The 24,710-nt window shown below is 60.8% G+C and carries 23 protein-coding genes; 5 read left to right on the top strand and 18 right to left on the bottom strand.

All coding sequences use genetic code 11. From position 1 onward, the window contains the following. The 9 genes from QM647_RS17780 to QM647_RS17740 all read right to left on the bottom strand — a co-directional run bounded on the left by QM647_RS17780 (window position 1) and on the right by QM647_RS17740 (window position 10,937). Entirely contained in the window at window positions 1-1,128 is a 1,128-nt protein-coding gene (locus tag QM647_RS17780; RefSeq protein ID WP_414996894.1) for an ABC transporter ATP-binding protein, read from the bottom strand. Window positions 1,129-1,136: 8 nt separating this feature from the next. Next, on the bottom strand, window positions 1,137-2,009 hold the full coding sequence (locus QM647_RS17775) for an ABC transporter permease (protein ID WP_414996893.1): 873 nt from the start codon (window positions 2,007-2,009) through the stop codon (window positions 1,137-1,139). After that, complete coding sequence (locus tag QM647_RS17770) at window positions 2,009-2,905, bottom strand: ABC transporter permease (protein WP_414996892.1); 897 nt, start codon at window positions 2,903-2,905, stop codon at window positions 2,009-2,011. The genes QM647_RS17775 and QM647_RS17770 overlap by 1 nt, the downstream gene beginning before the upstream one ends. Before the next feature lie 58 nt (window positions 2,906-2,963). Beyond that, window positions 2,964-4,079: an ABC transporter substrate-binding protein gene (locus QM647_RS17765; RefSeq protein ID WP_414996891.1), complete on the bottom strand. Its 1,116-nt coding sequence runs from the start codon at window positions 4,077-4,079 to the stop codon at window positions 2,964-2,966. A 238-nt stretch (window positions 4,080-4,317) separates the two neighbouring features. Further along, window positions 4,318-5,760: a glutamine synthetase family protein gene (locus tag QM647_RS17760; protein WP_414996890.1), complete on the bottom strand. Its 1,443-nt coding sequence runs from the start codon at window positions 5,758-5,760 to the stop codon at window positions 4,318-4,320. Then, on the bottom strand, window positions 5,757-7,091 hold the full coding sequence (locus tag QM647_RS17755; RefSeq protein WP_414996889.1) for an aspartate aminotransferase family protein: 1,335 nt from the start codon (window positions 7,089-7,091) through the stop codon (window positions 5,757-5,759). Before QM647_RS17755 ends, QM647_RS17760 begins: the two co-directional genes overlap by 4 nt. After that, window positions 7,088-8,539, bottom strand: a complete 1,452-nt coding sequence (locus QM647_RS17750; RefSeq protein ID WP_414996888.1) for an NAD-dependent succinate-semialdehyde dehydrogenase — start codon at window positions 8,537-8,539, stop codon at window positions 7,088-7,090. The genes QM647_RS17755 and QM647_RS17750 overlap by 4 nt, the downstream gene beginning before the upstream one ends. Before the next feature lie 3 nt (window positions 8,540-8,542). Then, a complete protein-coding gene (locus QM647_RS17745; protein WP_414996887.1) occupies window positions 8,543-10,060 on the bottom strand; it encodes an aldehyde dehydrogenase in 1,518 nt (505 codons plus the stop codon). A gap of 151 nt (window positions 10,061-10,211) precedes the next feature. Continuing rightward, entirely contained in the window at window positions 10,212-10,937 is a 726-nt protein-coding gene (locus QM647_RS17740; RefSeq protein WP_414996886.1) for a GntR family transcriptional regulator, read from the bottom strand. Between the two features lie 150 nt (window positions 10,938-11,087). Between QM647_RS17740 and QM647_RS17735 the strand changes: the two genes are divergently transcribed. After that, window positions 11,088-12,392, top strand: coding sequence for an aspartate aminotransferase family protein (locus tag QM647_RS17735; protein WP_414996885.1), 1,305 nt, complete (start codon window positions 11,088-11,090; stop codon window positions 12,390-12,392). Here the strand turns inward: QM647_RS17735 and QM647_RS17730 are convergent. After that, window positions 12,389-12,667 (bottom strand): hypothetical protein, encoded by a 279-nt coding sequence (locus QM647_RS17730; protein WP_414996884.1) that lies wholly within the window; start codon window positions 12,665-12,667, stop codon window positions 12,389-12,391. The two genes, QM647_RS17735 and QM647_RS17730, sit on opposite strands and share 4 nt — an antisense overlap. A 146-nt stretch (window positions 12,668-12,813) precedes the next feature. Here QM647_RS17730 and QM647_RS17725 point away from each other — a divergent pair, with 146 nt between their 5' ends. Continuing rightward, window positions 12,814-13,383: a hypothetical protein gene (locus tag QM647_RS17725; RefSeq protein ID WP_414996883.1), complete on the top strand. Its 570-nt coding sequence runs from the start codon at window positions 12,814-12,816 to the stop codon at window positions 13,381-13,383. Window positions 13,384-13,439: 56 nt separating this feature from the next. On the opposite strand, the gene QM647_RS17720 is transcribed toward QM647_RS17725, so the two are convergent. From QM647_RS17720 to QM647_RS17710, 3 genes are all read right to left on the bottom strand, one after another. Next, entirely contained in the window at window positions 13,440-13,640 is a 201-nt protein-coding gene (locus QM647_RS17720; RefSeq protein ID WP_414996882.1) for a DUF3126 family protein, read from the bottom strand. A 200-nt stretch (window positions 13,641-13,840) separates the two neighbouring features. Then, window positions 13,841-14,668 (bottom strand): serine O-acetyltransferase, encoded by an 828-nt coding sequence (gene cysE, locus QM647_RS17715; protein ID WP_414996881.1) that lies wholly within the window; start codon window positions 14,666-14,668, stop codon window positions 13,841-13,843. 21 nt (window positions 14,669-14,689) lie between these two features. Beyond that, window positions 14,690-15,322 (bottom strand): NUDIX domain-containing protein, encoded by a 633-nt coding sequence (locus QM647_RS17710; protein ID WP_414996880.1) that lies wholly within the window; start codon window positions 15,320-15,322, stop codon window positions 14,690-14,692. Window positions 15,323-15,371: 49 nt separating this feature from the next. Here QM647_RS17710 and QM647_RS17705 point away from each other — a divergent pair, with 49 nt between their 5' ends. Next, window positions 15,372-15,992: a nitroreductase gene (locus QM647_RS17705; protein WP_414996879.1), complete on the top strand. Its 621-nt coding sequence runs from the start codon at window positions 15,372-15,374 to the stop codon at window positions 15,990-15,992. Here QM647_RS17705 and QM647_RS17700 read toward each other — a convergent pair. Together QM647_RS17700 and queF are read right to left on the bottom strand one after the other, a co-directional pair. Next, a complete protein-coding gene (locus QM647_RS17700) occupies window positions 15,989-16,441 on the bottom strand; it encodes a hypothetical protein (RefSeq protein WP_414996878.1) in 453 nt (150 codons plus the stop codon). The two genes, QM647_RS17705 and QM647_RS17700, sit on opposite strands and share 4 nt — an antisense overlap. 6 nt (window positions 16,442-16,447) lie before the next feature. Then, window positions 16,448-16,909, bottom strand: a complete 462-nt coding sequence (gene queF / locus QM647_RS17695; protein ID WP_414996877.1) for a preQ(1) synthase — start codon at window positions 16,907-16,909, stop codon at window positions 16,448-16,450. Between the two features lie 87 nt (window positions 16,910-16,996). Here queF and QM647_RS17690 point away from each other — a divergent pair, with 87 nt between their 5' ends. Then, entirely contained in the window at window positions 16,997-17,953 is a 957-nt protein-coding gene (locus QM647_RS17690) for an NAD(P)H-dependent flavin oxidoreductase (RefSeq protein ID WP_414996876.1), read from the top strand. Between the two features lie 126 nt (window positions 17,954-18,079). Further along, window positions 18,080-19,867 carry a DUF885 domain-containing protein gene (locus QM647_RS17685; RefSeq protein ID WP_414996875.1) on the top strand — a complete coding sequence of 596 codons (1,788 nt, stop codon included), beginning with the start codon at window positions 18,080-18,082 and terminating at the stop codon, window positions 19,865-19,867. On the opposite strand, the gene metC is transcribed toward QM647_RS17685, so the two are convergent. From metC to QM647_RS17670, 3 genes are all read right to left on the bottom strand, one after another. After that, on the bottom strand, window positions 19,864-21,042 hold the full coding sequence (metC, locus tag QM647_RS17680) for a cystathionine beta-lyase (RefSeq protein ID WP_414996874.1): 1,179 nt from the start codon (window positions 21,040-21,042) through the stop codon (window positions 19,864-19,866). The genes QM647_RS17685 and metC overlap by 4 nt on opposite strands. 141 nt (window positions 21,043-21,183) lie before the next feature. Continuing rightward, the gene (locus QM647_RS17675; RefSeq protein ID WP_414996873.1) at window positions 21,184-23,403 is read right to left on the bottom strand and encodes a 3-hydroxyacyl-CoA dehydrogenase NAD-binding domain-containing protein; all 2,220 of its coding nucleotides are present in this window, start codon (window positions 23,401-23,403) and stop codon (window positions 21,184-21,186) included. 21 nt (window positions 23,404-23,424) lie between these two features. Further along, window positions 23,425-24,642, bottom strand: a complete 1,218-nt coding sequence (locus QM647_RS17670) for an acetyl-CoA C-acetyltransferase (protein WP_414996872.1) — start codon at window positions 24,640-24,642, stop codon at window positions 23,425-23,427. Between the last annotated feature and the right edge of the window lie 68 nt (window positions 24,643-24,710).

Here is a 24,710-nt window from a genome sequence, read left to right as displayed (position 1 = left end):
CTAGCTCAGCAGTACCGCCGGTGAACAGGCGTGGAAGCTGATCCAGACCGGTTCGTCCAGTTCGAAATCCTCCTGGTCCCAGCGCGTCAGGTTGGGTCGCACTACCTTGATCAGGCGCCCGCCACCCACACCATTGGCAATCTCGATCTCGTAATTGGTTTCCGAGCCGAGATAGACCATCTGCTTCACCACGCCGGCGACGACATTGTAGCCTTCCGGCGCATCGTCCACCTTCGGCGGCTTGTCGGTACGTTTGTGCAGCTCGATCTTTTCCGGGCGTACCGCCGCCCAGACCGTACCCTTTTCGGGGCCGGTGACGCCGTGGTCGAGATAGATCGGACCGATATCGGCGGTGCTGATGATGGCGTGGTCCTTGCCATCGACATCCAGCGTGCCCTCGAACATGTTCACGCTGCCGATGAAATCGGCCACGAAGCGCGAATTGGGGAATTCGTAGAGATCGGAAGGCGTGGCCACCTGCTGCAGGAGGCCGCGGTTCATTACGGCGCAGCGCGAGGCCATGGCCAGGGCCTCGTCCTGATCGTGGGTCACCATGATGAAGGTGATGCCGACCTTCTGCTGCAGGCTGGTCAGTTCCGACCGCATGGCGTCGCGCAGCTTGGCGTCTAGTGCCGACAGCGGCTCATCGAGCAGCAGCACGCGCGGCTTCTTCACCAGAGCACGGGCGAGCGCCACACGCTGGCGCTGACCGCCAGAGAGCTGGTCGGGCTTGCGAGCGCCATAGCCGCCCAGCTGCACCAGGTTCAGTGCTTCTTCGGCGCGGTCACGGCGCTCGGAGGCGCCGACCCCGTCCATCTTGAGGCCATAGGCGACGTTATCGAGCACGGTCATGTGCGGGAAAACAGCATAGGACTGGAAGACCATATTGACCGGACGGTGATTGGGCGGCGTCAGGGAGACATCCTTGCCATCGATCAGGATACGTCCCTCGGTCGGCATTTCAAAACCGGCCAGCATGCGCAGCAGGGTCGTCTTGCCGCAGCCCGAAGGCCCGAGCAGCGAGAAGAACTCGCCCTCATTGATGGTCAGGGACACATCGTCCACCGCCGTCGTCTTACCGAAGCGCTTGGTGATGTTCTCGAACTGGATGATCGGATTACCGGACATGTGAAACCCTATTTGTCGTCGGCGCCATGGCCGGCGGTGAGCGCCTGTGAGCCCTGGAACTTGAGCGCGAGGAAGGTGAGAAGGACGGTGACCACGATCAGTATGGTCGAGGCCGCATTGACCTCCGGCGTCACCGAGAAACGCACCATGGAATAGACCTTGACCGGGAAGGTGACTGTATCCGGCCCGGCAGTGAAGAAGGTGATGACGAAGTCATCGAGCGAGAGCGTGAAGGCCAGCAGGCCACCGGCGACCAGCGACGGCTGGATATGGGGAATGACCACATCCATCAGGGCGCGGAACTCCGAAGCCCCCAGATCCTTGGCCGCCTCCTCCAGCTCGCGGTTGAACGAGCCCAGCCGCGCCCGCACCACCACGGCGACGAACGGAAATGAGAAGGAGACGTGGGCGATGATGATATTGCCGAGATCGAGCGGCCACGGCAGGTCATGCGGCCACGGCAGTATCTTGGCGAAGAAGACCAGCATGCCGACGCCCATGCAGATTTCCGGCACGACGATCGGGATGGCCAGGCCGGCATTGAAGGCCGTCTTGCCGACGAAACGGAACCGCCACAGCACGATGGCCGCCATAGCGCCGATGATCACCGAAATGACCGTCGAGCACAGGGCGATGGTCATGGAGTTACCGAAGGCGGTGATCAGGCTGTCGTTATGCAGCGCCTTGTCGTAATATTTCAGGGTGAAGCCCTGCCAGACGATATTGCGCTTCGAGTCGTTGAAGCTGAAGATCATCAGGGTCAGGAGCGGGATGTAGAGGAACAGCCCGACAAGCACCAGCCACAGCTGCAGCGGCCAGCGGCTGAGATATTCCAGCGGTCCCGGCGGGGTTTTGCGCACCTTTGCCACGGCGGTATTCATCAGGCGGCCCTCCCCTTGTCCTTGCGTTCAATGATCCCCTGGAGGGCGATGCCGATAAAGGTCAGGTAGACCAGGATAAAGCTGAGCGCCGCGCCGAACGGCCAGTTATTGGCGCGCTTGAACTGGCTTTCGATCACATTGGCGATCATCTGCGAATCCGGTCCGCCCAGCAGGTCAGGCGTCAGGTACGAGCCAAGCGCCGGAATGAAGGTGATCAGCACCCCCGACATGATGCCCGCGCCTGCCAGCGGCACCACGACATTGAACAGGGTGCTGATATGGCCGGCGCCGAGATCGAGCGAGGCCTCCAGCAGCGAGCGGTCCATACGGTCAAGCGTCGAATAGAGCGGTAGGATCATGAAAGGCAGGTTGACAAAGACCAGGCCGAAGACAACGGCGAAATTGTTGTGCAGAAGCGCCATGGGCGTGAAGTCACCCAACGATCCGCCCAGCACCTTATTGGCCATGTCGAACAGCCAGTGATAGGTCATGTTGACATAGCCCTCGGTCCGCAGGACGGCGATCAGGGCATAGGTGCGGATCAGCAGGTTGGTCCAGAAGGGCAGCATGACCGCCAGCAGCAGCCAGGACTTGGCTTTTTCCGGGGCGAAGGTGATGGCCAGCGCCACTGGGAAACCCACCACCAGACAGAGGAAGGTAGTCAACCCCGCGATCCAGGCCGATTTCCAGAAAATGCCGGGATAAGGCGCATCGAGGGCATGAGCGTAATTGGCCCAGGTGCCGGTAAAGGCGATGTCGATCAGCCCGCGGTTTTCACCGAAGCTGTACAGCCAGACAATACCCAAAGGCACGAAGAAAAAGAAGATGAGCCAGAACAGCGGCGCGCTGATCATGGCCGCGAATATACTTTTCGCCTGCCGCCAACTTTGCTCCATGATATCCCCTTACACTGAACAAAAAACGCGCCCTGATCGCTCAGGGCGCGCTGTATACTTAACTGGCGCGGACGCGCGTGACGGCTTCCTCGAACTGTGATGCCAGTTCCTGATTGAACTTGGCGTATTCGCACTTGGCCAGGATATCCGCCGGCGGGAAGATGACCGGGTTGTTCTTGTAGCTGTCCGGCATCAGGGCCTTGGCGGCAGCATTCGGCGTCGGATACATGATGGTCTTGTAGATTTCGGCGCCGGCCTGGGCGTCCATCATATAGTTGATGAACTTGTGGGCGTTGTCCGGACGCGGCGAATCCTTCGGAATGCACCAGGTGTCCGAATTGAGCTGGCTGCCTTCCTTCGGGATAACGAAGTCCATGTCGTGGTCCTTGTCCTCGGCCATGACCTGAGCAATGTCGCCATTGTATTCGATAACGATATCGACTTCCTTGGAAACCAGCATGTCCTGACCGTCGTCATTGTGGAAGGCGTGGACGTTCGGCTTCTGCTTGGTCAGCATCTTCTCGACCTGGGCAATGGTTTCAGGCGTGATGTCGTTGACACTGTGGCCGAGATACTTGGCGCCGAGACGCATCAGGTCACCCGCTTCCGACAGCAGGGCGATCTTGCCCTTGTAGAGGTCGGAATCGAAGACCCACTTCCACGAGTCGGGGATCTTGTTGCCGCCGCCCATGTCCTTCATCTTCGATTTGCGGTAGCCGATGCCGAGCACCAGCCAGGTATAGGGCACGGACCACTTGCGGCCCGGGTCGTAATCCGGATTCATGAAGGCCGGATCGATGTTCTTGAGGTTCGGCAGCTTGGAGTGATCGAGCGGCAGCAGCAGGCCGGAATCCGCCAGGCGGGTCACGAAGTCGTTCGACGGCACGATGACATCATAGCCGGAATTGCCGGTCTTCATCTTGGCGAACAGTTCGTCATTGGTGGCGAACAGGGTCATGTTGACATCGATACCCGACGCCGTCTTGAAGTCCGCCAGGGTGGTTTCGCCGATATAGGTGTCCCAGTTATAGAAGTTCAGCGTGGGCGGCTCAGCCGCCGCCGAACCATCGGCCTTACCGGCCGGCTTGGAACAGCCGGCGGCGCCGAAGCTGATCCCCACGGCGGCAGCGCCCAGTGCGGTCAAAAGCGAACGTCTGGAGGTTTTCGAACTCATAAGCCTGTCTCCTGTGAAGATGTCTTCTAAAAAAGCCCCGGAACCCAAGAGTGAATACGGGATTACGAACCTGTCAATCCCAAAATGTGATCACAAGTCGCCATTTTGTTAATAATTAGGTTTGCGTCGCACAAACGTCGCAACTCACGCCCGACTTGGAGGTATGGATGCCCGCATAAGCCCGGAACACCGGCGGGAAAACTCGCCAGTTTCCATCTGAAGAACCGGACGGCAGGCGTCAGGCGTTACGCAGATACCAGTCGTAATCCAGTTCGGTAATCTCTTCGAAGAAACGTGCCTGTTCGGTGCGCTTGACCTTGACGTACATGTCGATGAAACGATCACCGAGATAGTCGCGCAGGACCTTGGATTTGTCGAGATAATCCACCGCCGCGAACCAGTTGGTCGGCAGGGTAGCGCCGCTTTCCGCCGCCACGGCGTAACCATTGCCGACCACCGCAGGACCGGGGTTGGTCTTGTGGCTGATGCCATGGTGCGCGCAGGCCAGGATTGCGGCCAGAACGAGGTACGGATTGGCGTCGGCACCGGCCACGCGGTGCTCGACATGGCGGGTGTGGCTGGGGCCGGCGGTGACGCGTAAGCTGACCGTGCGGTTATTGACACCCCAGGTCAGGCCGACCGGCGCATAGGAATTGGCCTTGAATCGCTTGTAGCTGTTGGCGCCCGGCGCCAGTATGCCCATGACATCGGCCAGATGGTCCTTCATACCGCCGATCATATTGTGCAGCAGCTTGGAGCCTTGCGGATCTTCCGAGGCGCAGAGATTGTTGCCGTCCTTGTCCGCCACGGAAATATGAACGTGGAAGCCGGAACCGGCGCGATCGGCCCACGGCTTGGCCATGAATGTGGCCTCGATGCCGAGCGACAGGGCCACGCCCTTGGCCAGACGCTTGTACATCACCGCGTCATCGGCGGCGCGCAGGGCATCCGGCTTGTGCTTGAGGGTCAGTTCGACCTGGCCCGGCGCGAATTCCGAGATCGCCCCTTCCAGCGGAATATTCTGCGCATCGGCGGTTTCCCAAAGCTGGCGGAAGAAAGCCCCGTGGGCCTCTATTTCCGGCAGGCCGTAGACCTGGATTCCCTTCGGATTCTCGCCGGTATTGAAGCCCGTAGCCGGCATCAACTGACCGTCATGGCCGCGCTCGATATCGACGAGGTAATATTCCAGCTCGCAGGCGACAACCGGCGTCAGGCCATCCTTGGCATAGCGATCGAGCACGCCTTGCAGAACATGGCGCGGATCGAGGTCATTGGGCGTGCCGTCCAGTTCGTAGAGCGACAGCATGACCTGGCCGACATCATCACCCAGCCACGGCGCCGGCACCAGAGTGCCCGGCACCGGCCGCGCCACGCGATCAGCATCACCGTCTTCCCAGACCAGGCCGGTATCCTCGCAGTCGGCGCCCAGCGTATCGACCACCAAGATCGAGCCCGGCAGGAAGCGGCCGTATTCATAAATAGGCAGCAGTTCGTGGCGACGCAGGCGCTTGCCGCGCGGAACGCCGGTCATCGAAGTGAACAGGATCTCGAAATAATTGATATGTGGGTTGGCGTCGAGAAAGGCCCTCGCCTCTTCAACCGTACCCACGCGCTCGGACAACGGCAGGCTGCGGTCTGATTTTCCCTTGGCCGGTGCGCTCGACTTGCCGAAAGTGCTCATGAGTTCAGTTCCTGTGAAAAGCTGGCTACCGCCGTTACCAGCCGGTCGATGGCGTCGAATCCGGTCTGCGGAGAGATAAGCATCATATTGTGGAAGGGCGCAATCAGCACCCCTTTGTTAATCAGATAGAGGTGGAAAGCTTCGAGCAGATCATGGTCGAGATGCCGGCGCATGTCTTCTGCGTTCTTCGGGGCTTGCCGCGCAAAGATCAGCTCCGCCCGAGCCCCGACATGGACCACAGACCACGGCAGATCATGACGCTTGATGACATCGCGCAGGCCCGCCACCAGATAGGCGGCGCCGCGCAGCATATGCTTGTAGCCTTCCTCGGTCATCACCTCGGTCAACATGGTCTTGATCGCCGCCATCACCAGCGCATTGCCGGAGAGCGTTGTGCCGATGCCGGACTGGCCGGGACCGATTTCGGCCTGTGCCTGATCCATGCGTGCAGCGATTTCGGCCGTCACGCCCCAGACCGCCGCCGGAATGCCACCCGCGATTGCCTTGCCGACGACAAACATATCCGGCTTCAGGTCATGCGCGCCAGTATAGCCCGAAAGCCCGGAGGACAGGGTATGGGTCTCATCCAGAATCAATATTGATCCATACTGGGTACAAAGTTCGCGCAGGCGCTCGTTAAAACCGTCAATCGGCTGAATCATGCCGCAGTTGGTCATCACCGGCTCGGCCAGTACGGCGGCGACATCGCCTTCGGATAGCGCCTGAGCCAAGGCCGGCAAATCATTGAAAGGGATGACCTTCGTGGTGCGCGTCTGATCCTGCACCTGGCCGATCAGGCCCTTCTTGTTGGCAGCCTGACCGTCATAAAGCGCCACGAAGCAATCATCGACCATGCCGTGATAACAGCCGTCGAAGACCAGTATCTTGTCACGTTTGGTAATGGCGCGCGCCCAACGGATCACTGCGCGGTTGGCATCCGAGGCGGTGGTCGCCACCTGCCATTGCGCCATGCCAAAGCGCTGGCGGAGCAGGTCCCCGACCTCATTGGCCAGCCGGGTCGGCAGCATGAAACCGACACCTTCGCCGGCCTGTTTCGCAATCGCCGCCGCCAGTTCCGGACGGGCATGGCCGAACATGGAGGGCGTGTCACCGAGGCAGAAATCATCGTAAACGTGGCCATCAACATCGGTCAGGGTCGCGCCCGTAGCGGATTGGACATAGATCGGAAATGGCGCCGCCCAGTCACGCATCCAGTGCATGGGCACACCGCCGCGCCAGGCGGTGGCCTGAGCGGCCAGCGCCAGCGATTTCGGATGCGCGGCAGTGAAGATTTCACGTTGCCGGGCCAGAAAATCCTGAACCGCCGTCAAATCGCCCCCAGACCGCCATAGGAGATGTACTTCACGCTGAGATACTCTTCCATGCCCTCGATGGCGCCTTCGCGGCCGATGCCGGATTCCTTGATGCCGCCGAAGGGCGTCACCTCGGTCGAAATCACCCCGTCATTCATGCCGATCATGCCGTATTGCAGCTTGGCGGCGACGCGCATGGCACGGCCGATATCACGGGTATACGCATAAGCGGCCAGACCGAACGGCGTGTCATTGGCAAGCCTGATCGCCTCTTCCTCGGTTTCGAATTTGAACAGCGGCGCCACAGGACCGAAGATTTCAACATCGAAAATCTCCATGTCGCGGGTGACATTGGTCAGCACCGTGCCCTGGTAGAACAGCGGCCCCTGCGCATCGACATGGCCGCCGATCTCGACCTTGGCGCCATGCTTCACGGCGTCACTGACCAGATGCTCCACCTTATCGATGGCCTTCTGGTTGATGAGCGGTCCCAGAGTCGAGTCTTCCAGCCAGCCGGGTTCCAGTTTCATCGCCTTGACCTTGTCGGCCAGGGCCTTGGCGAAGCGGTCATAGATGCCGGCCTGTACCAGGATACGGTTGGCGCAGACGCAGGTCTGGCCGGAATTGCGATATTTCGAAGCCAGCGCACCTTCGATGGCGGCATCGATTTCGGCATCGTCAAACACAATAAACGGCGCATTGCCGCCCAGTTCCATCGAGACCTTCTTCATGGTCGGGGCGCAGGCGGCATAGAGCAGCTTGCCGACCGGCGTGGAACCCGTGAAGCTCAGCTTCTTGACGCGGGTATCGGAGGTCATCATCTCGCCCACTTCCTTGGCATGGACCGAAGTGATGATGCTAATCACGCCATCGGGCAGGCCCGCCTGCTTCGCCAGCGCATAAAGCGCCAAGGCCGAAAGCGGCGTCTCCTCGGAAGGCTTGATCACCACGGTACAGCCTGCGGCCAGAGCCGGCGCCACCTTGCGGGTGATCATCGAAATCGGGAAGTTCCACGGCGTGATGGCGGCGCAGACCCCGACCGGTTGCTTGATGGTTTGCAGATGCTTGCCCGGCAGGGTGGCCGGAATGGTGCGGCCATAGGCGCGCTTGGCCTCTTCGGCGAACCACTCGATGAAAGAGGCGCCATAGGTGACCTCGCCGCGCGTTTCACGGATCGGCCGCCCCTGTTCCAGGGTCACCAGCATGGCCATATCCTCGGCGTGGGCCAAGACGAGATCGTTCCACTTCTTCAGGATGATCGAGCGCGCCTTGGCAGTCAGGCCGGCCCAGGCCGGAAAGGCCTTGTCGGCGGCATCGATGGCGGTCTTCGTTTCCGCCGCGCCGTGCGCCTGCACGTAACAGAGGGTCGAGCCATCGGCCGGATTGAGCACCGCGAAACGATCTGGCGCGGCCGTATCAAAAATCAGCCCGCCAAGCAGCGAGCGTTGCGTGTCATTGAGCTTCATCTCTTAAGCCTTAAAACTGATCGAAACCGCCTTGAGGTCGGCATATTTATATAGGGCGTGCAGGCTGCGATCGCGACCGAAACCGGACTGTTTTACACCACCAAAAGGCGATGTAATGTCGCAGGCATCCCAGCCATTGATCCACACCAGCCCGGCCTTCAGCGCCTTGGCGGCGCGCATCGCCTTGCTGATATTGGCGGTCCAGACACCGGAGGCCAGGCCATAGATGGTATCGTTGGCGATCTGATAGGCTTCTGCCTCGTCCTTAAAGGTCAGCACCGAGAGCACCGGCCCGAAAACCTCTTCCTGCGCCAGGATATTGGTGGGCGTGATATCGAGTACGGTCGGCTCGACATAGGCGCCGCCGCTTTCACTGCGGGCGCGCTCGCCGCCCAGCAACAGCTTGCCGCCCTCGGCCTGCCCTTTTTCGATATAGTCCAGCGCCGTGTTCATCTGGCGTGGCGAGATCATGGCGCCGAACTGCGTGGCCGGATCGAACGGGTCCCCCACCTTGATGGTCTTGGCAATCGCCATGACCTTTTCGACAAACACGTCCTTGATCGATTCCTCGACCAGCAGGCGCGAGGCCGCGGTGCAGACCTGCCCCTGGTTATAGAAGACACCCCAGGCGGCATTCGCGGCGGCGCCATCGAGATCGTCACAATCGGCAAAGACGATCTGCGGCGACTTGCCGCCGAGTTCGAGAGACACGCGCTTGAGATTGCTGTCGGCCGAGGCGCGCATCAGCATCCGCCCTACCGGGCCGGAGCCGGTAAAGGCAATCATGTCGACATCCATGTGCATGGCCAGCGCATTGCCCGCCTCGCCACCGAGGCCCGGAATGACATTGAACACGCCCGCCGGCACGCCGGCTTCCAGCGCCAGCAGGGCCGTATAGAGCGCCGTCATCGAGGAATTTTCCGCCGGTTTGAGCACGATCGAATTGCCCATGGCGAGTGCAGGCGCCACCTTCCACATCGCCATGTGCAGGGGAAAGTTCCATGGCACGATGGCGCCGATCACGCCCAGCGGCTCATGCAGGACATAGGACAGGCGATCTTCCGGTGTGGGGGCCACCTCGCCATAGATCTTGTCCAGCGCCTCGGCATAGTAGCGCGTGGTGTTTATGGCCGCGCCGATATCGAAGCCGCGTGTATTGGCGATCGGTTTGCCGGTGTCGAGGCATTCCAGCAGGGCCAGATTCTCGGCGTGCTCGGCCATCAGGTCGGCCAGTCTGTGCAGAATCTTCTTGCGCACCTTCGGCTCCAGGTTGCGCCAACGGCCATCCTCGAAGGCAGTTCGCGCGCTGCTCACCGCGTAATCGACATCGGCGGCGTCACAGGCGGCAATCTTGTTGATCCGCTTGCCATCGCGCGACGAATAGTTATCGAAGGTCCGGCCGGATTCCGAGGCCACTTCCGCGCCATCGATCACGGCCTTGTCCGGCAGGTGAAGTGCCTTGAACGAGGCCAGCACGCCTTCCAGCGTATCGGCAGGGCTGAGCGGAGCAGAAATCGGCATGGGAAGGCCTCAGAGCAATTTTGTGATCACAATTAGACACCCCTCCCACAGCCGGTGTCAAGGCCTGAACCGCTCGTCACCAACCCATTTCTCCTGCGAGAAATCCTTCAACTTGCTCATTGCCGATCGTCATCCGGCGGAGTGCTCACGTTCAGGCGCCCCGGCGGCGACGCTTGGGCGGTTCGGCCTCGTGCTGCGCCTTGATGGCTTCCAGCATCAGTTCCATGCCCTCGCCGATATCCGACGCCATGGAGGCCCTGACCGTTTCGGCGTCGCCAGTTTCCAGAGCGCGGATCATGTCCTGATGGTGATCCTTCGGCAGATGCACCGTGCCCATGCGCCCGAAAACGACGCGCATGAAGGGACCGACCTGAAGCCACAGGGTCCGCGCCATGTCATAGAAGAGATCGGCATCGGCCAGCCGATAGATCGAGAAATGGAAATCCTGGTTGGCCTGCATATAGGCCGCCACATCGCCTTTGCTGAGCGCGGTCATCACCGCGGCGTCGTCCTCACGCAGGCGCCTGACGACGTCTTTCGTCACATGTGGCGTGGCCAGCCGGGCCAGTTCCGGCTCGACCCACTGACGCGCCGTCATCAGTTGCGTCAGGCGCTTTTCCGTCAGGTCGGGCACACGCAGGCGCTTGTTGGAAGGCTGCAGCTCCAGCGCCTTTTCGGCAATCAACCGGCGCACCGCCTCGCGAACCGGCATGGGCGAGACACCAAGATTGTGGGCCAGGGTGCGCAGGGAAACCGGCTTGAGCGGTGGAATCTTGCCCTGGATCAGGGCTTCGGACAAGGCATCATAGACCTGATCGTGGATCTTCGCCTCGTTCAGGCTTCCGCCGGATACATTTTCCAGACTGACAACGACCATTCCACCAAAACCTTGCAGCGTGCCATTGCAAGAGACCCGCTTTTGTGATCACACTTGCATCGCATATATTTCAGCCTAGCACAGTTCCCGCCGAATTCGCAAAGAAACTCAGACGCGGCTCCATATATCTGTGCACATCGGACACGCCCAATGACCACGCTCGACAGCTTCTGGATGCCCTTCACGCCCAACCGCGCCTTCAAGGCCAAACCCAAGCTGTTGGCGGCCGCGAAGGACATGTATTACACCGATGTCGATGGCCGCCAGATCCTGGACGCTACCTCCGGCCTGTGGTGCGTCAACGCCGGGCACGGCCGCGCGAAAATCACCGAGGCGATCCAGAAACAGGCGGCGGTGATGGATTTCGCCCCGACCTTCAACATGGGCCACCCGCTCGCTTTTGAATTCGCACAGAAGCTGGCAGGCATCCTGCCCGGTGACCTGAAGAAGGTCTTCTATACCAATTCCGGCTCGGAATCGGCCGATACCGCCCTGAAGATCGCCATCGCTTACCAGCGCACCCGCGGCCATGCCTCAAAGACCCGCCTGATCGGCCGTGAGCGCGCCTATCATGGCGTCGGTTTTGGCGGCATTTCGGTCGGCGGCATCGTGCGCAACCGCATGTACTTCGGCTCGCTGCTGACCGGCGTCGACCATCTGCCGCACACCCACGATCCGAAGCTCAACGCCTTCTCAAAAGGCATCCCGGAACATGGCGCCGACCTGGCCGATAACCTGGAGCGCCTGGTGGCGCTGCACGATGCCAGCACCATCGCCGCCGTCATCGTCGAACCCGTGGCCGGGTCCACCGGGGTTCTGGTGCCGCCGAAGGGCTATCTCCAGCGCCTGCGCGCACTCTGCGACAAACATGATATCCTGCTAATCTTCGATGAGGTCATCACCGGTTTCGGCCGACTGGGCGCGGCCTTCGGCGCCGATTATTTCGGCGTCACGCCCGATATACTGACCATGGCCAAGGGCATCACCAATGCGGCCGTGCCCATGGGTGCCGTGGCCGTCTCCAACCGCATCTACGACACCTTCATGCAGACGGCCGATGCGCCGATCGAGCTGTTCCACGGCTATACCTATTCCGGCCATCCGCTGGCCTGCGCCGCCGGTATCGCCACGCTCGATGTCTATGCCGAAGAAGACCTGTTCAAGCGCGCCAATGATCTGGCGCCCTACTGGCAGGAGGCCGTGCATTCCCTGCGAGATGCGCCGCACGTCATCGACATCCGCAATCTCGGCCTGATCGGCGGGATCGAGCTGGACTCGCGCCCCGGCGCGCCAACCGCCCGCGCCATAGAGGTCTTCGATCGCTGCTTCGACAAGGGCCTGCTGATCCGCGTAACCGGCGACATCATCGCCCTCTCTCCGCCGCTGATTCTGGAAAAGGCGCATATCGACCAGACGGTCGAAACCATCCGCGCGGCGCTGAAGGAAACGGCCTAGGCCAGTCCGCTCAGGCCTGTAGCATCGAGAATAACGATAAAGGCCAGGAAGGCCGCCGTCGCCGCCACATTGAACACACCTGTGGAGATGAAGCGCTTCACCAGCACAAAGCGCAGCAGGAACAGGCAGACGACAAAGCCGATGCAGGCCTGTCCGGCGGCTGGCTGGCGCCCCAACTGCACCACGCCGCCCCACAGGAAGGCCAGGGACAGCACCCAGTAAAGCCCGGCGCTGATCACCTTGGCGGAGTGCCATAGCCCTCGAAGAAAAATCATCGCGCTTCCTGCTTCCCAGAATTAAATCGTGTCTAACACGCCATCCGGCTTGCCACCAAGAAGGCTTTATTCATATTGTCCTTTTACATGTTTGTGCCGTTAATTTGCGCAGCAGACGCCTCGATACCTCTAAAGCCGGAAGCCTCATGTTCAATTTTTCCCATCAGCTCGAAAACTTCAAATCCACCCTGATCGGACTTGTCCTGCTTCTGGCCAGTGCCATTATCGGCCTGATCTGGATCAGCATCGGCATCTTCAGCCTGGCGGTAAAGCTGCTGGGCGACCTGTGGGGGCCGCTGGCCCTGGGCGGCCTCTTCCTGCTGCCGATCATTATCTATCTCGGCGTCAAGGCCCTGCCGCACAACAAGGAAAAGCGTCGCCAGTCGCTGATCGACGAGGCTTTCTCGAAATCGACGGTCGGCAGTATTTCCAACCTGATCGACAGCCTGTCGGGCACCTCTCCGATCCTGGCCACGGTGGCCGCCATCGTTGCCGGTTTCATGGCCACGCGCTTCCCGCAATACCTGCCGATGTTCTCGCAGATCGTCAGCGCTCTGGGCGAGGAATTCAAGCTGCACAAGGTGCGCCGCGCCGAATCGAAGGTGCGCAAGGCGCGCGCCGAATACGAGCGCTCCGCCAACCCCACGCCGCCGGATGTCGAGCCGGTGGTCAAGCGCCGCCGCAAGAAGAACGACGATCCCTACGCGGACATGTAAAACAAAAAGGCCCGGCGGATATCCACCGGGCCTTTTTACTGGCTGTTGCCGAAGACCTACAGGTCTTCCTTGAGGATGGCCATTTCGAAGAGGTAGGAACCGGCCTCGTCCTCATCGACATAGACCACGCCGACAAATTCCTCGTCGATAAAGACCTCGGCGGAATCCTTCTGCTTGCGCGGCTTGATTTCAAGCCCCTTGGTCTTGAAGGTTTTGAAGAGATAGTCCTGAACCTTGGCGATTTCGGCGGGGGTCATGTGGCAGCCTCAGATATTTGATTTCGGGTGGCGCAATCCTCGCGCCCGACATGGCGCGAACTTAAGCACAATTCGCCGGGCATGAGGATAAAATTTGTGTGTGGGCAGCTTTAAAGGCTGCGACAAAGACGCGCAAATGCAAACGGCCTGTTGTCCCCATTATTTGAGGACTTGATTTGAGGCCTGGCCGTTCAACGCACTCAGATCGAATAGTCGAGATCGATATCCGGCATGGTGTGGTCCATCTGCCGGGCCGGATCTTCGCAGGTCTTGCAATTGACCAGCTTGGCCGGCACGCCCGCCGCCGTGCAGTGCGCCGGCACGGGCTTGAGCACCACGGAGCCCGAGGCAATCTTGGCATAGTCGCCGATGGTGATATTGCCGAGCACATTGGCGCCGGCGCCCAACAGCACCCCCTTGCCGACCTTGGGGTGACGGTCGCCACGTTCGGCACCGGTGCCGCCCAGGGTCACACCCTGCAGGATCGAACAGTCATCGCCCACAACGGCGGTTTCGCCGATGACAATGCCGGTGCCATGGTCAAGGAAGACCCCCTTGCCGATACGCGCCGCCGGATTGATGTCGATCTGGAACAGCTCCGACACCCGGCTCTGGAGGAAGTGCGCCATGGTCAGGCGGCCATCCTGCCACAGGCGGTGCGCCACGCGATAGATTTGCAGGCTCAGGAAGCCCTTGAAGAACATGAAGGCCTGCAGATAACCCCGCGCCGCGGGATCGCGTTCATAGACGGCCTGCAGATCGGCCTGGGCATAGTCGACCAGCGACGGATCGGCGGCGTAGGCCTTGGTTACCAGCTCGCGCAGGGTCATGCCGCGCAGGGTGTCGTCGCCCAGCTTGCGAGCGATGTGGTACGACAGGGCGCTGGCCAGATCATCATGCGACAGGATGGTGGAGTGCAGCATCGAGGCCAGGCCCGGCTCTTCGACAATGGCGTCGCCGGCCTCCTGACGCAGGCACAGCCAGATCGGCTTGTCGTCAGGGGTGATGACCTCAAAAACCTGCGCCATGGCATGCGCCTCCTCAAAAACTCAGCCGAGTATAGCATCTCGCAAATGCGGCGGCAAATCGCCACTCACCGCCATATGGTATACCCGCAATACACTGACAACGGTTAAACCATCGCGAACCTGACCTTTTATCACCGCATCGAGCAGATCCCTGAAGGGCACGCGGGCATATTCGAAGGCTTCGGTCTCGTCGGGCGCCGTCTCGTTCTGGCTCAATCCCGTGGCCAGGAAACAGACTGCCACTTCGTCGGTCACCGAATTGGACATGTCGAAGGACAGGATTTCACGCAAGTCCGCCGCGTCCAGGCCGGTTTCTTCCCGAAGCTCGCGCATCGCCGCATCTCTAGGGTCTTCCCCGTGCGGCCCGCCTCCCTCCGGCAGTTCCCAGCTATAGGCATCGACCGCAAAACGGGCCTGTCCGACCAGTGAAACCGTGCCGTCATCATGAAGCGGCAGGACGGCTATGGCGCGATTGGCGAATTTCACCAGGCCGTAATGCGCCGGTCGTCCGGTCGGGGCCGTGACGTCATGGCTTTCAATCCGTATCCACGGATTTTCGAAAACCACCTGCGACGTCCGTTTCTGCCAGTGCGGACGGCGCGCCAGACGCGCTTCGTTGTCCCAGGGCGGCAGGTTGGGTGTTTTATCCGGCACGCGACACCTATATGGTTGGTTTGAAGATTCTTTATCCGAAAGCCATAGCATGACCCTGCCCGCCTTTGACCAGACGCCTATCGAATTCGGCCAGCCCGTTCCGCAAAAAAAGTCAGTCGAGGTGCTGGACGCGCTGTTTCATCGCCGCAGCGCCCCGGCCCCGACGCTTGGCCTGCCTGCCCCTTCGGAAGATGAAATGGACCTGCTGATCAAAATCGGCTTTCGCGTGCCGGACCACGGCAAGCTGGGCCCATGGCGGATCGTGCGCTTCACGTCAGAGAGCAAAGCGAAGCTGGTCGAAAAGCTGAAAACCCTCGCCGAGAGCCGTGACGATCGCAAGGCCGTGGGCGCCCTGCAGAAGCTTTCTCTCCCGCCTGAGGCCCTGCTGGTGATTTCCAGCCCGGTATTTCCGTATAAAAAGCCGCTTTGGGAACAGCAGCTTTCCGCCGCCGCGGTCTGCCAGAATCTGCTGATCGCCGCCGGCGCCCTGGGTTATGGTGCCAACTGGATCACCGACTGGTATTCCTATGATGACGAGGCCACGGCATTGCTTGGCCTGACCGAAGGCGAAAATGTCGCCGGCTGGATTTTTCTCGGAACCCCGACCGAGGCGCCGCTGGAACGCGAACGCCCGGATTACGACAGCCGCGTCAGCTGGTGGCAAGGCTAGAAGACATCCGGGCTTGTTTTGCGCGGCTTTCGATAGACGAGCCGCGCATATAACCACGCCGGTGCATACGCAATGGCGGCTGCAATGATGGCACACACTACCGTCAGCAGAGTGTTCCCACCTGGGGTGACAAAACCAGTCGCCCCTAGAGGAATAAGCGTCATGCCCAAGAAAAAGAAAGTGATAAAAATCAGATAGCTGACCAATGGAAGGATCTGACCACGATTTCGTGCGATGACCTCAACCGCTATCCAGAAAGGTATCAAGCACAGACACGGCAATAACAGAGTCCAGGAAACGACAGCCCCGCCCGCGAAGTCGAGCACGCCGTAGCCAGGCGCAAGAACAAAGGCAAGAATTGGCCATGCCGACAAGAGGCTCGATATTATAAGAGCGAAGGCCGCGACGATTGTTGTTCTGAACCAGAAATTCCCCCAAAGCCCCCTCATCTGTATCTACCCCCGCCCGCGATAGGTCGGCACGCCAAACTCCGGCACATAGACGCCCTTCGGCGCTTCGGCGGTCTGCCAGAAGACATCGATCGGGATGCCGCCGCGCGGATACCAGAAGCCGCCGATACGCAGCCAGCGCGGTTCGAGCAGTTCATTCAAACGCTTGGCGATATAGACCGTGCAGTCCTCATGGAAGGCGCCGTGGTTGCGGAAACTGGTCAGGAACAGCTTCAGCGATTTCGACTCGACCAGCCACTCGCCGGGCACATAATCGATGACCAGATGGGCGAAATCGGGCTGGCCGGTGACCGGGCACAGGGAGGTGAATTCCGGTGCCGTGAAGCGCGCCACATAGTTCACATCAGTATGCGGATTGGGCACGCGTTCCAGCACGGCCTTGGCGGGATCATCGACGGGACGGGCATCGCCGCCCAGTTGGGTCAGGTTATCGGTGTAATGGCTCATGCGCTGGATATAGACCGCCAGTCCCCCAGTTTCAACTTTACGCGAACGTCAATTTGTGATGAGTTGCCTCAAACCAGAGGAAACATCATGGCCATTCCTGCCCTGCTCGCCAAGAACCTGCGCCTTCCGGTCGTCGCCGCACCGATGTTTCTTGTTTCCGGGCCCGAACTGGTCATCGCCACCTGCAAGTCCGGCATGATCGGCACCTTTCCGGCGCTCAACCAGCGCACCACAGAAGGCTATGCGGAATGGCTCGATACCATCAAGTCCGCGCTCGGCCCCGATGACGCCCAGTATGGCGTCAACCTGATCGTCCACAACACCAATACCCGACTGATGGCAGACCTCGCCGTCACCGCCCAGCACAAGGTGCCGCTGGTCATTACCTCACTGGGTGCGGTCAAGGACATTGTCGATGGTGTCCATGCCTATGGCGGCGTGGTGTTTCACGATGTCATCAATGCCCGCCACGCCAAAAAGGCGGCAGACGCCGGGGTTGACGGCCTGATTCTGGTCGCGGCCGGCGCCGGCGGCCATGCCGGCACCCAGCATCCCTTTGCCCTGATCAATGAAATCCGCCAGTTCTTCAGCGGCACCATCCTGCTTTCCGGTTCCATATCAACCGGCGGCGATTTGGCGGCCGCCCTGATGGCCGGCGCCGATCTCGCCTATATGGGCACGCGCTTTATCGCCACCGAGGAAGCGCAGGCGGTTGAAGGCTACAAGGAGATGCTGATCGACAGTACGGCCAAGGACATAACCTATACTGACGCCATTTCCGGCATCAATGCCAACTTCCTGACGCCGTCGCTGATTGCCAATGGCCTCGATCCGGCCGCCGCCAAGGACCCGCATCACAAGATCGACATGGCCGAAGAACTGAATACCGAAGCCAAGGCGTGGAAGACCATCTGGTCCGCCGGCCAGGGCGTCGGCTCTATCCATGAAGTGCTGCCGGTTTCTGCATTATCGCAAAGGCTACGCACCGAATTTGCCGCCGCCGTTGCGTCTTTCGATGACAGGCGCCAGGCTTATCCCCTGTAACCAGGCACCGGTGCATATATGCCTCAACCGACGCCATCTATGCATTGACAGCGCTTGTATATCGTATACCAATTGACCGTTATCATCAACAGGACGGTTTATAGGTATACATATAGGGTGTAGATCATGGCTAAGCGGATCGGATTGATATCTGGCATTTGTATGGGAGTGGCCCTGGCGTGCGGCGTGCCCGCGCTGGCGCAGACCGCCCCCGCTGCACCGGCAGCTTCCCAGAACCAGACAGCCGATCAGCGCGTCATTGCTATTTACAGCGCCGAATGGGACTGGCGCCGCAAGGAGCTGGGCCTTTCCGCCGACGGCACCTTCCGCGGCATGAATTCCGACACCCTGCCGAGCGTGACCCCGGAAACCTATGCCCGCCGGCTGGCCTATTGGGACAAGGCGCTGGCCGATCTGGCCAAGGTGTCCTTCGATCAGCTGTCGGACACAGAGCGCGTTAATGCCGAGGTTTTTCGCGCCCAGGTCTCGGCCTTCGCTGACGATGCCCGCTTCAAGACCTACGAAGCCCCCATCAACAGCGACACCTTCTTCTGGACGCTGAACCCGCGCGCCCCTTTCAAGACTGCCGAGGAATACCGCCACTACCTCAATCGCCTGAAAGACATTCCGCGTTATTTCGACGAGCAGACGGCCAATATGAAGGCCGGGCTCAAGCGCGGATACACCGTGCCGAAGGTCTCGACCCTCGGCCGCGAAAAGACGCTGGAGCCCTACATGGCGGGCGATACCAGTAACCCGCTCTATGATGTCTTCGCCAGGATGCCGGACAGCATCTCCGCCGCCGATCAGGCCCAGATACAGGCCGAGGCCAAGACGGTCATCCACGATGTGGCGCCCCCCGCCTATGTCAGGTTCCACACCTTCTTCGTGAAGGACTACCAGCCAAATGCGCGCGACAATATCGCCGCCGAATCCCTGCCGGACGGCAAGGCCTACTATCAGTCGCGCATCCGCGAATACACGACCACCGACTATACGCCAGAACAGATCCACGAGATCGGCCTGAAGGAAGTGGCCCGCATCCGCGCCGACATGGAAGCGACGATGAAGGCTTCCGGTTTCAAGGGCACCTTCCCCGAATTTCTTGTCTTCCTGCGCACCGATCCGCAGTTCTATCCCAAGACGCCGCACGAACTGCTGGCCTTTTCCGCCTATGTCGCCAAGCGCGTGGACGGCAAGCTCAAGGACCAGTTCAACCTGCTGCCGCGCTACCGCTTCACCATCCTGCCCGTGCCGGACAATATCGCGCCGATCTATACCTCCGGCCGGGGCGGCCTCGACAGCTGCCTGATGAATACTTACAACCTGCCGTCACGCCCGCTCTATAACCTGACAGCCCTGACCCTGCACGAGTGCATCCCCGGTCACAGCTTCCAGGCGGCTCTGGCCCTGGAAGCCCCCGAGCGTCCGGCATTCCGCCGCACCGCCGGCTTCTCGGCCTATGGCGAAGGCTGGGCGCTGTACTGTGAATGGCTGGGTACGGTCATGCAGATGTACGATACGCCCTATGAGGAATTCGGCCGCGAAACCTTCGAAATGTGGCGGGCGGCACGCCTGGTCATCGATACCGGCATCCACCACTATGGCTGGAGCCGCCAGCAAGCCATCGACTACCTGACGGAAAACACGGCCCTGGCGCATGACGACATCGTCAACGAGGTCGACCGCTATATCGCCTGGCCGGGCCAGGCCCTGGCCTACAAGCTGGGTGAATTGTCGATCCGCAACCTGCGCGCCAAGGCGCAGGTTGCGCTGGGCACGCACTTCGATCCGCGCCCCTTCCATGACAAGATCCTCGAACTCGGATCAGTGCCTCTGCCCACCCTGGAAGAGGAGATGAACGCCTTCATCGCCACACAAAAGGCCGCGATCAAAACCGATCCGGCGGCTTAATTGAAGACCGAGAGGGCCTGTTCGATATCCGCGATCAGGTCCTCCGGGTCTTCCAGTCCGACATAGAAGCGCACAGCCGAGCCCTGCAGATAGGGGTCGGGCTCATCGCTCAGGCGCGCGCGGCCGCGGATCTGGGGTTCGGAATTGGTGGCCAGGCTTTCATAGCCGCCCCAGCTGAAACCCAGGCCAAACAGCTTGAGCTTATTGAGAAAGGCCTGCGAATCCTTATCGCCATTGCCCTTGAACAGGGCCATGAACAAGCCGTTGGCGCCGGTGAAATCGCGTTTGAAAATCTCGTGGCCCGGATGGCTTTCCAGTGCCGGATGCACCACCTTCAGCACTTCCGGGCGACCTTCCAGCCATTTGGCAACTTCAAGTGCACTGTCGCCAGATTGCTTCAAGCGCAGATGCAGCGAGCGGATGCCGCGCGAGGCCAGATAACTTTCATCGGCCGAGGTGAAGAAGCCCCAGGCCTTGATGGCGTCGTGCAGCCCCTTGGCCAGTTGGGGATCATTGACCGACACGGAACCGATCAATACGTCCGAATGGCCGCCGACATATTTGGTCAGGGCCTGCATGGAAAGGTCGATGCCATGGGCCAGCGGCTTGAACAACACGCCGGCACCATAGGTATTGTCGCACAGGGTCAGGATACCGCGCGCCCTGGCCAGCTTCGCAATGCCGGGAATGTCCTGGATATCGAAGGTCAGCGAACCGGGGCTTTCGACATAGATCATCTTCGTCTGAGGTGTGGCCAGGGCCAGCACCTCTTCCGGCGTCAGGCGCGGCTCGTAATAGCGTGTGATGACGCCGAAACGCTTCATCTGGGTTTCCAGGAAGCGGCGCACCGGTCGGTAACACGAATTGGCGACCAGGATTTCATCGTCGGCGGCCAGGAAGGCAAACATCGGCAGCGTCAGGGCCGCCAGTCCCGACGGCAGGATAAAGGCTTCCTGCGCGCCTTCCAGCTCGGCGATCAGCCGGCACAGCTCGTTCTGCGTGGAGAGGCCGTCCGTGCCATAGGTCGGCTTGACATCATCGTTATAGAGCATCTCCGCATTCTCGAACAACACGGTCGAGCCGCGCTCCACGGCCGTATTGACAGCGCGGCGGCTGTTGGCGCGGCCAAGGGTGGCGCTGGTCAGGCGGGTAGTCTCTTTAGGCGGGTTCGGCATGTCAGGCACTCGAAAAGGCAGCGGCGTATACGATCTTCTTCAACCGCGAAACGCCGTCCGGCGCAAGCCATAAGAACTGAGGAAATCAGTCAGTTGCGCTGAATAGAAAAAATCCCCGCCGGTAGCCGGCGGGGATTTGATTTAAGCCGCTTTCGCCGCCTTGGTGTCGAACCGGCCATAGAAGGTTTCCCCCTTGGCGGCCATATCACGCAGCAGTTGCGGCGGGGCAAAGCGGTCGCCGTAGAGCTTGGTCATGCGGTCCAGTTCCTCGACGAACTTCGGCAGGCCGATCGAATCCATCAGCGAGATAATCCCGCCGGACCACGGTGCGAAGCCCCAACCGAGGATCGAGCCGACATCGGCCTCGCGCGGGTTGGTGATAACGCCCTCCTCGAAGCAGCGCGCCGCCGTCACCGCCTGCACATAGAGCAGGCGCTTCTTCAGTTCCTCGACCTCGGCTGGATTGGCCTCCGACTGGGTAACCGGGAACGCATCGAGCGTGCCCTGCCACAGGGTCTTGGGCGCGCCCTTGGCTTCCGGATAGTCGTAGAAACCTTTGCCGTTCTTACGGCCGAGGCGGCCATCGGCGACCATCTGGGCCACTTCTTTTTCACCGGGGATCGGCTGATAGGCATCCCCCATCGCCTTGGCGGTTTCCGAGGTGATCTTGGTCAGCAGATCGAGCGCCACATCGTCCATCATTTCCAGCGGACCGCGCGGCATGCCGGTCATGCGGCCGGCATTGTCGATCAGCGCCGGGGCCACGCCTTCCGACCACATGATCATGCCTTCGGCGGTGAAGGGGATAAAGCAGCGGTTGGCGAAGAAGAAACGCGAGTCGTTGACCACCACCGGGGTCTTCCGGATCTTGAGCGCGTAATCGATGGCCTTGGCCACTGTGGCGTCCGAGGTCTTTTCGCCGCGAATGATCTCGACCAGCATCATCTTGTCAACCGGCGAGAAGAAATGGATGCCGATATAGTTTTCGGCATGCGACGAGGCGCCGGCCAGCAACGAGATCGGGATGGTCGAGGTATTGGTGCCGAAGATCGGCGCGTCTTTGCCGTTGGCATAGAGCGGCGCCTCGGCCTGTTTGGTCACCTGTTCCTTGAGGTCGGTGTTCTCGAACACGGCCTCGACCACCAGGTCGGAACCGGTAATGGCGGCGTAGTCCGGCGTAGCGGTGATCAGATCGAGCACGCCTTGCGCCTTTTCACTTGTCATCTTGCCGCGCGAGACCGACTTCTTCAGCAGGTCCTCGCAGTGCGCCTTGCCCTTGTCGGCGGCGGCCTGGTCGCGATCGAGCAGGATGGTCCTGATACCGGCCAGTGCGCTGACATAGGCGATGCCCGCCCCCATCATGCCGGCGCCGATGACGGCCACCTGGGTCACGTCCGTCTTGGGCACGCCAGCCGGGCGACCGGAACCCTTGCCGATGGCCTGCATCGACATGAAGAAGGTGCGGATCATCGCCTTGGCCTGCGGTGTCGCCAGCGTCTTGCAGAAGAAGCGGCTTTCGATCTTGATGGCGGTATCGAAAGGCACTTGCAGGCCTTCATAAACCGAGTGCATCAGGTTAAGCACGGCCGGATAGTTGCCATAGGACTGCTTGCGGATCAGAGCATTGCCCATGATGAATATCTGCGCACCGGCCGGATGGTAAGGCCCGCCACCGGGGATCTTGAAGTCCTTCTTGTCCCAGCGCGCGACCGGATCGCCTTTCGTCTTGATCCAGGCTTTGGCAGCTTCCACCACCTTGTCGTCATCGACCACTTCGTCAACGATACCGGCAGCCAGGGCTTCGGCGGGCTTGAACGACTTGCCTTCCGACATAGCCATCAGCGCGGCCTGCACGCCGATCAGGCGCGGCAGGCGCTGTGAGCCGCCGCCGCCGGGGAACAGACCGATTTTGACTTCCGGCAGCCCCACCTGAACCTTCGGCCCATTCGACAGCACGCGGTAGTGACAGGCGAGCGAGACTTCCAGACCGCCACCGAGGGCTAGGCCATTGATAGCCACGGCCACCGGCTTGCCGCAGGTTTCCAGCAGGCGATAGACGCGGTTCATCTCGAAAGCGGCATCGAAATTGGCTTTCAGGATCGACTGCTCGTCCTGCGCCACGTTCTTAGCTTCCCAGGCGCCACTGAGCATTTCTTCCAGATCGGCGCCAGCGCAGAAGCCGGTGGTCTTGCCCGAGGTCAGGACCACGCCCTTAACCGCGGCGTCGCTTTTGGCCTGTTCGGCAATGGCCGCCAGATCGGTCAGGGCCTGCTTGGTGAAGGTATTCATCGACTTGCCGGGCACATCGAAGGTGCAGAGCAGGATGCCGTCGGCGTCGAGTTCAGTCTTGAAGGTTTCCATCTGTGTTTCTCCCTGCTCTTCTTAAACGCGCTCGATCACGGTGGCCGTGGCCATGCCGCCGCCGACACAAAGGACCGCCAGCCCGGTTGACTTGCCGGACCGTTCCAGTTCATCGGCCAGCGTGCCGAGGATCATGGCGCCGGTGGCGCCCAGCGGGTGGCCCATGGCGATGGCGCCGCCGCAGACATTCATCTTGTCATGCGGAATATCCAATACCTGCATGTAACGCAGAACGACGGCCGCGAAGGCTTCGTTCAGTTCGTAAAGATCGATATCGGTCGTCTTCATGCCGAGCTTCTTGAGCAGCTTCTCAGTGACGTAGGACGGGCCGGTAAGCATGATCGACGGCTCAGAGCCGATCGAGGCGGTGCCCAGAATGCGGGCCTTCGGCTTCATACCGGTGATCCTGCCGGCCTCTTGCGAGCCGACCAGTACCGCCGCCGCGCCATCGACGATCGAGGACGAATTGCCCGGCGTATGGACATGGTTGACGCGTTCGACTTCCGGATAGCGCTGCTGGATAACAGAATCGAAGGCCATTTCACCAAAGGCGGCGAAGGAGGGGTTCAGGCCGCCGAGGGTCTGCATGTCGGTGCCGGGACGGATGGTCTCGTCATGCGCCAGCGCGATCACGCCCATCTGGTCCTTGATCGGCACGATGGCGTTCTTGAAGCGCCCCTCGGCCCAGGACTGCGCCGCACGCTTGTGGCTCTCGACCGAATAGGCATCGACATCGGTGCGCGAGAAGCCCCACTTCGAGGCGATCATGTCGGCCGAAACGCCCTGCGGCACAAAATGGGTCGGGAAGGCCGCGGCCACGTCGATCGCCCAGGCGCCGCCGTCGGAGCCCATCGGCACGCGGCTCATGCACTCGACCCCGCCACCGATAGCCATGGTCGCCTCACCAGACACCACCTTGGCGGCGGCGATATTGACGGCTTCCAAGCCCGAAGCGCAGAAACGATTGACCTGAGCGCCGGCCGTGGTCTCGGCATATTTGGCCGCCAGAACGGCCGCGCGGGCGATATCCCCGCCCTGCTCGCCCACCGGCGTCACGCAGCCCCAGGAGACATCATCGACCAGGGACGTATCCAGCCCGCTGCGATCCGCCAGATTGCGCAGCACCTGCGCCGACAGGTCTAGCGCGGTGATCTGATGGAGCGAGCCGTCCTTCTTGCCCTTGCCGCGCGGCGACCGCACATGATCATAGATATAGGCCGAATTTTCAGGGCTGGGCATAGATAGGCTCCTCTGCTTTTGGGCATTTTTTGGTGGTGAATAGATGCGCTTACTTTACGCGAACGTCA

The sequence above is a fragment of the Asticcacaulis sp. genome, assembly GCF_047605585.1.
Taxonomy (GTDB): Bacteria; Pseudomonadota; Alphaproteobacteria; order Caulobacterales; family Caulobacteraceae; genus Asticcacaulis.
Note: the sequence above shows the minus strand (reverse complement) of the source record. Positions and strands in the feature narration are given on the sequence as shown.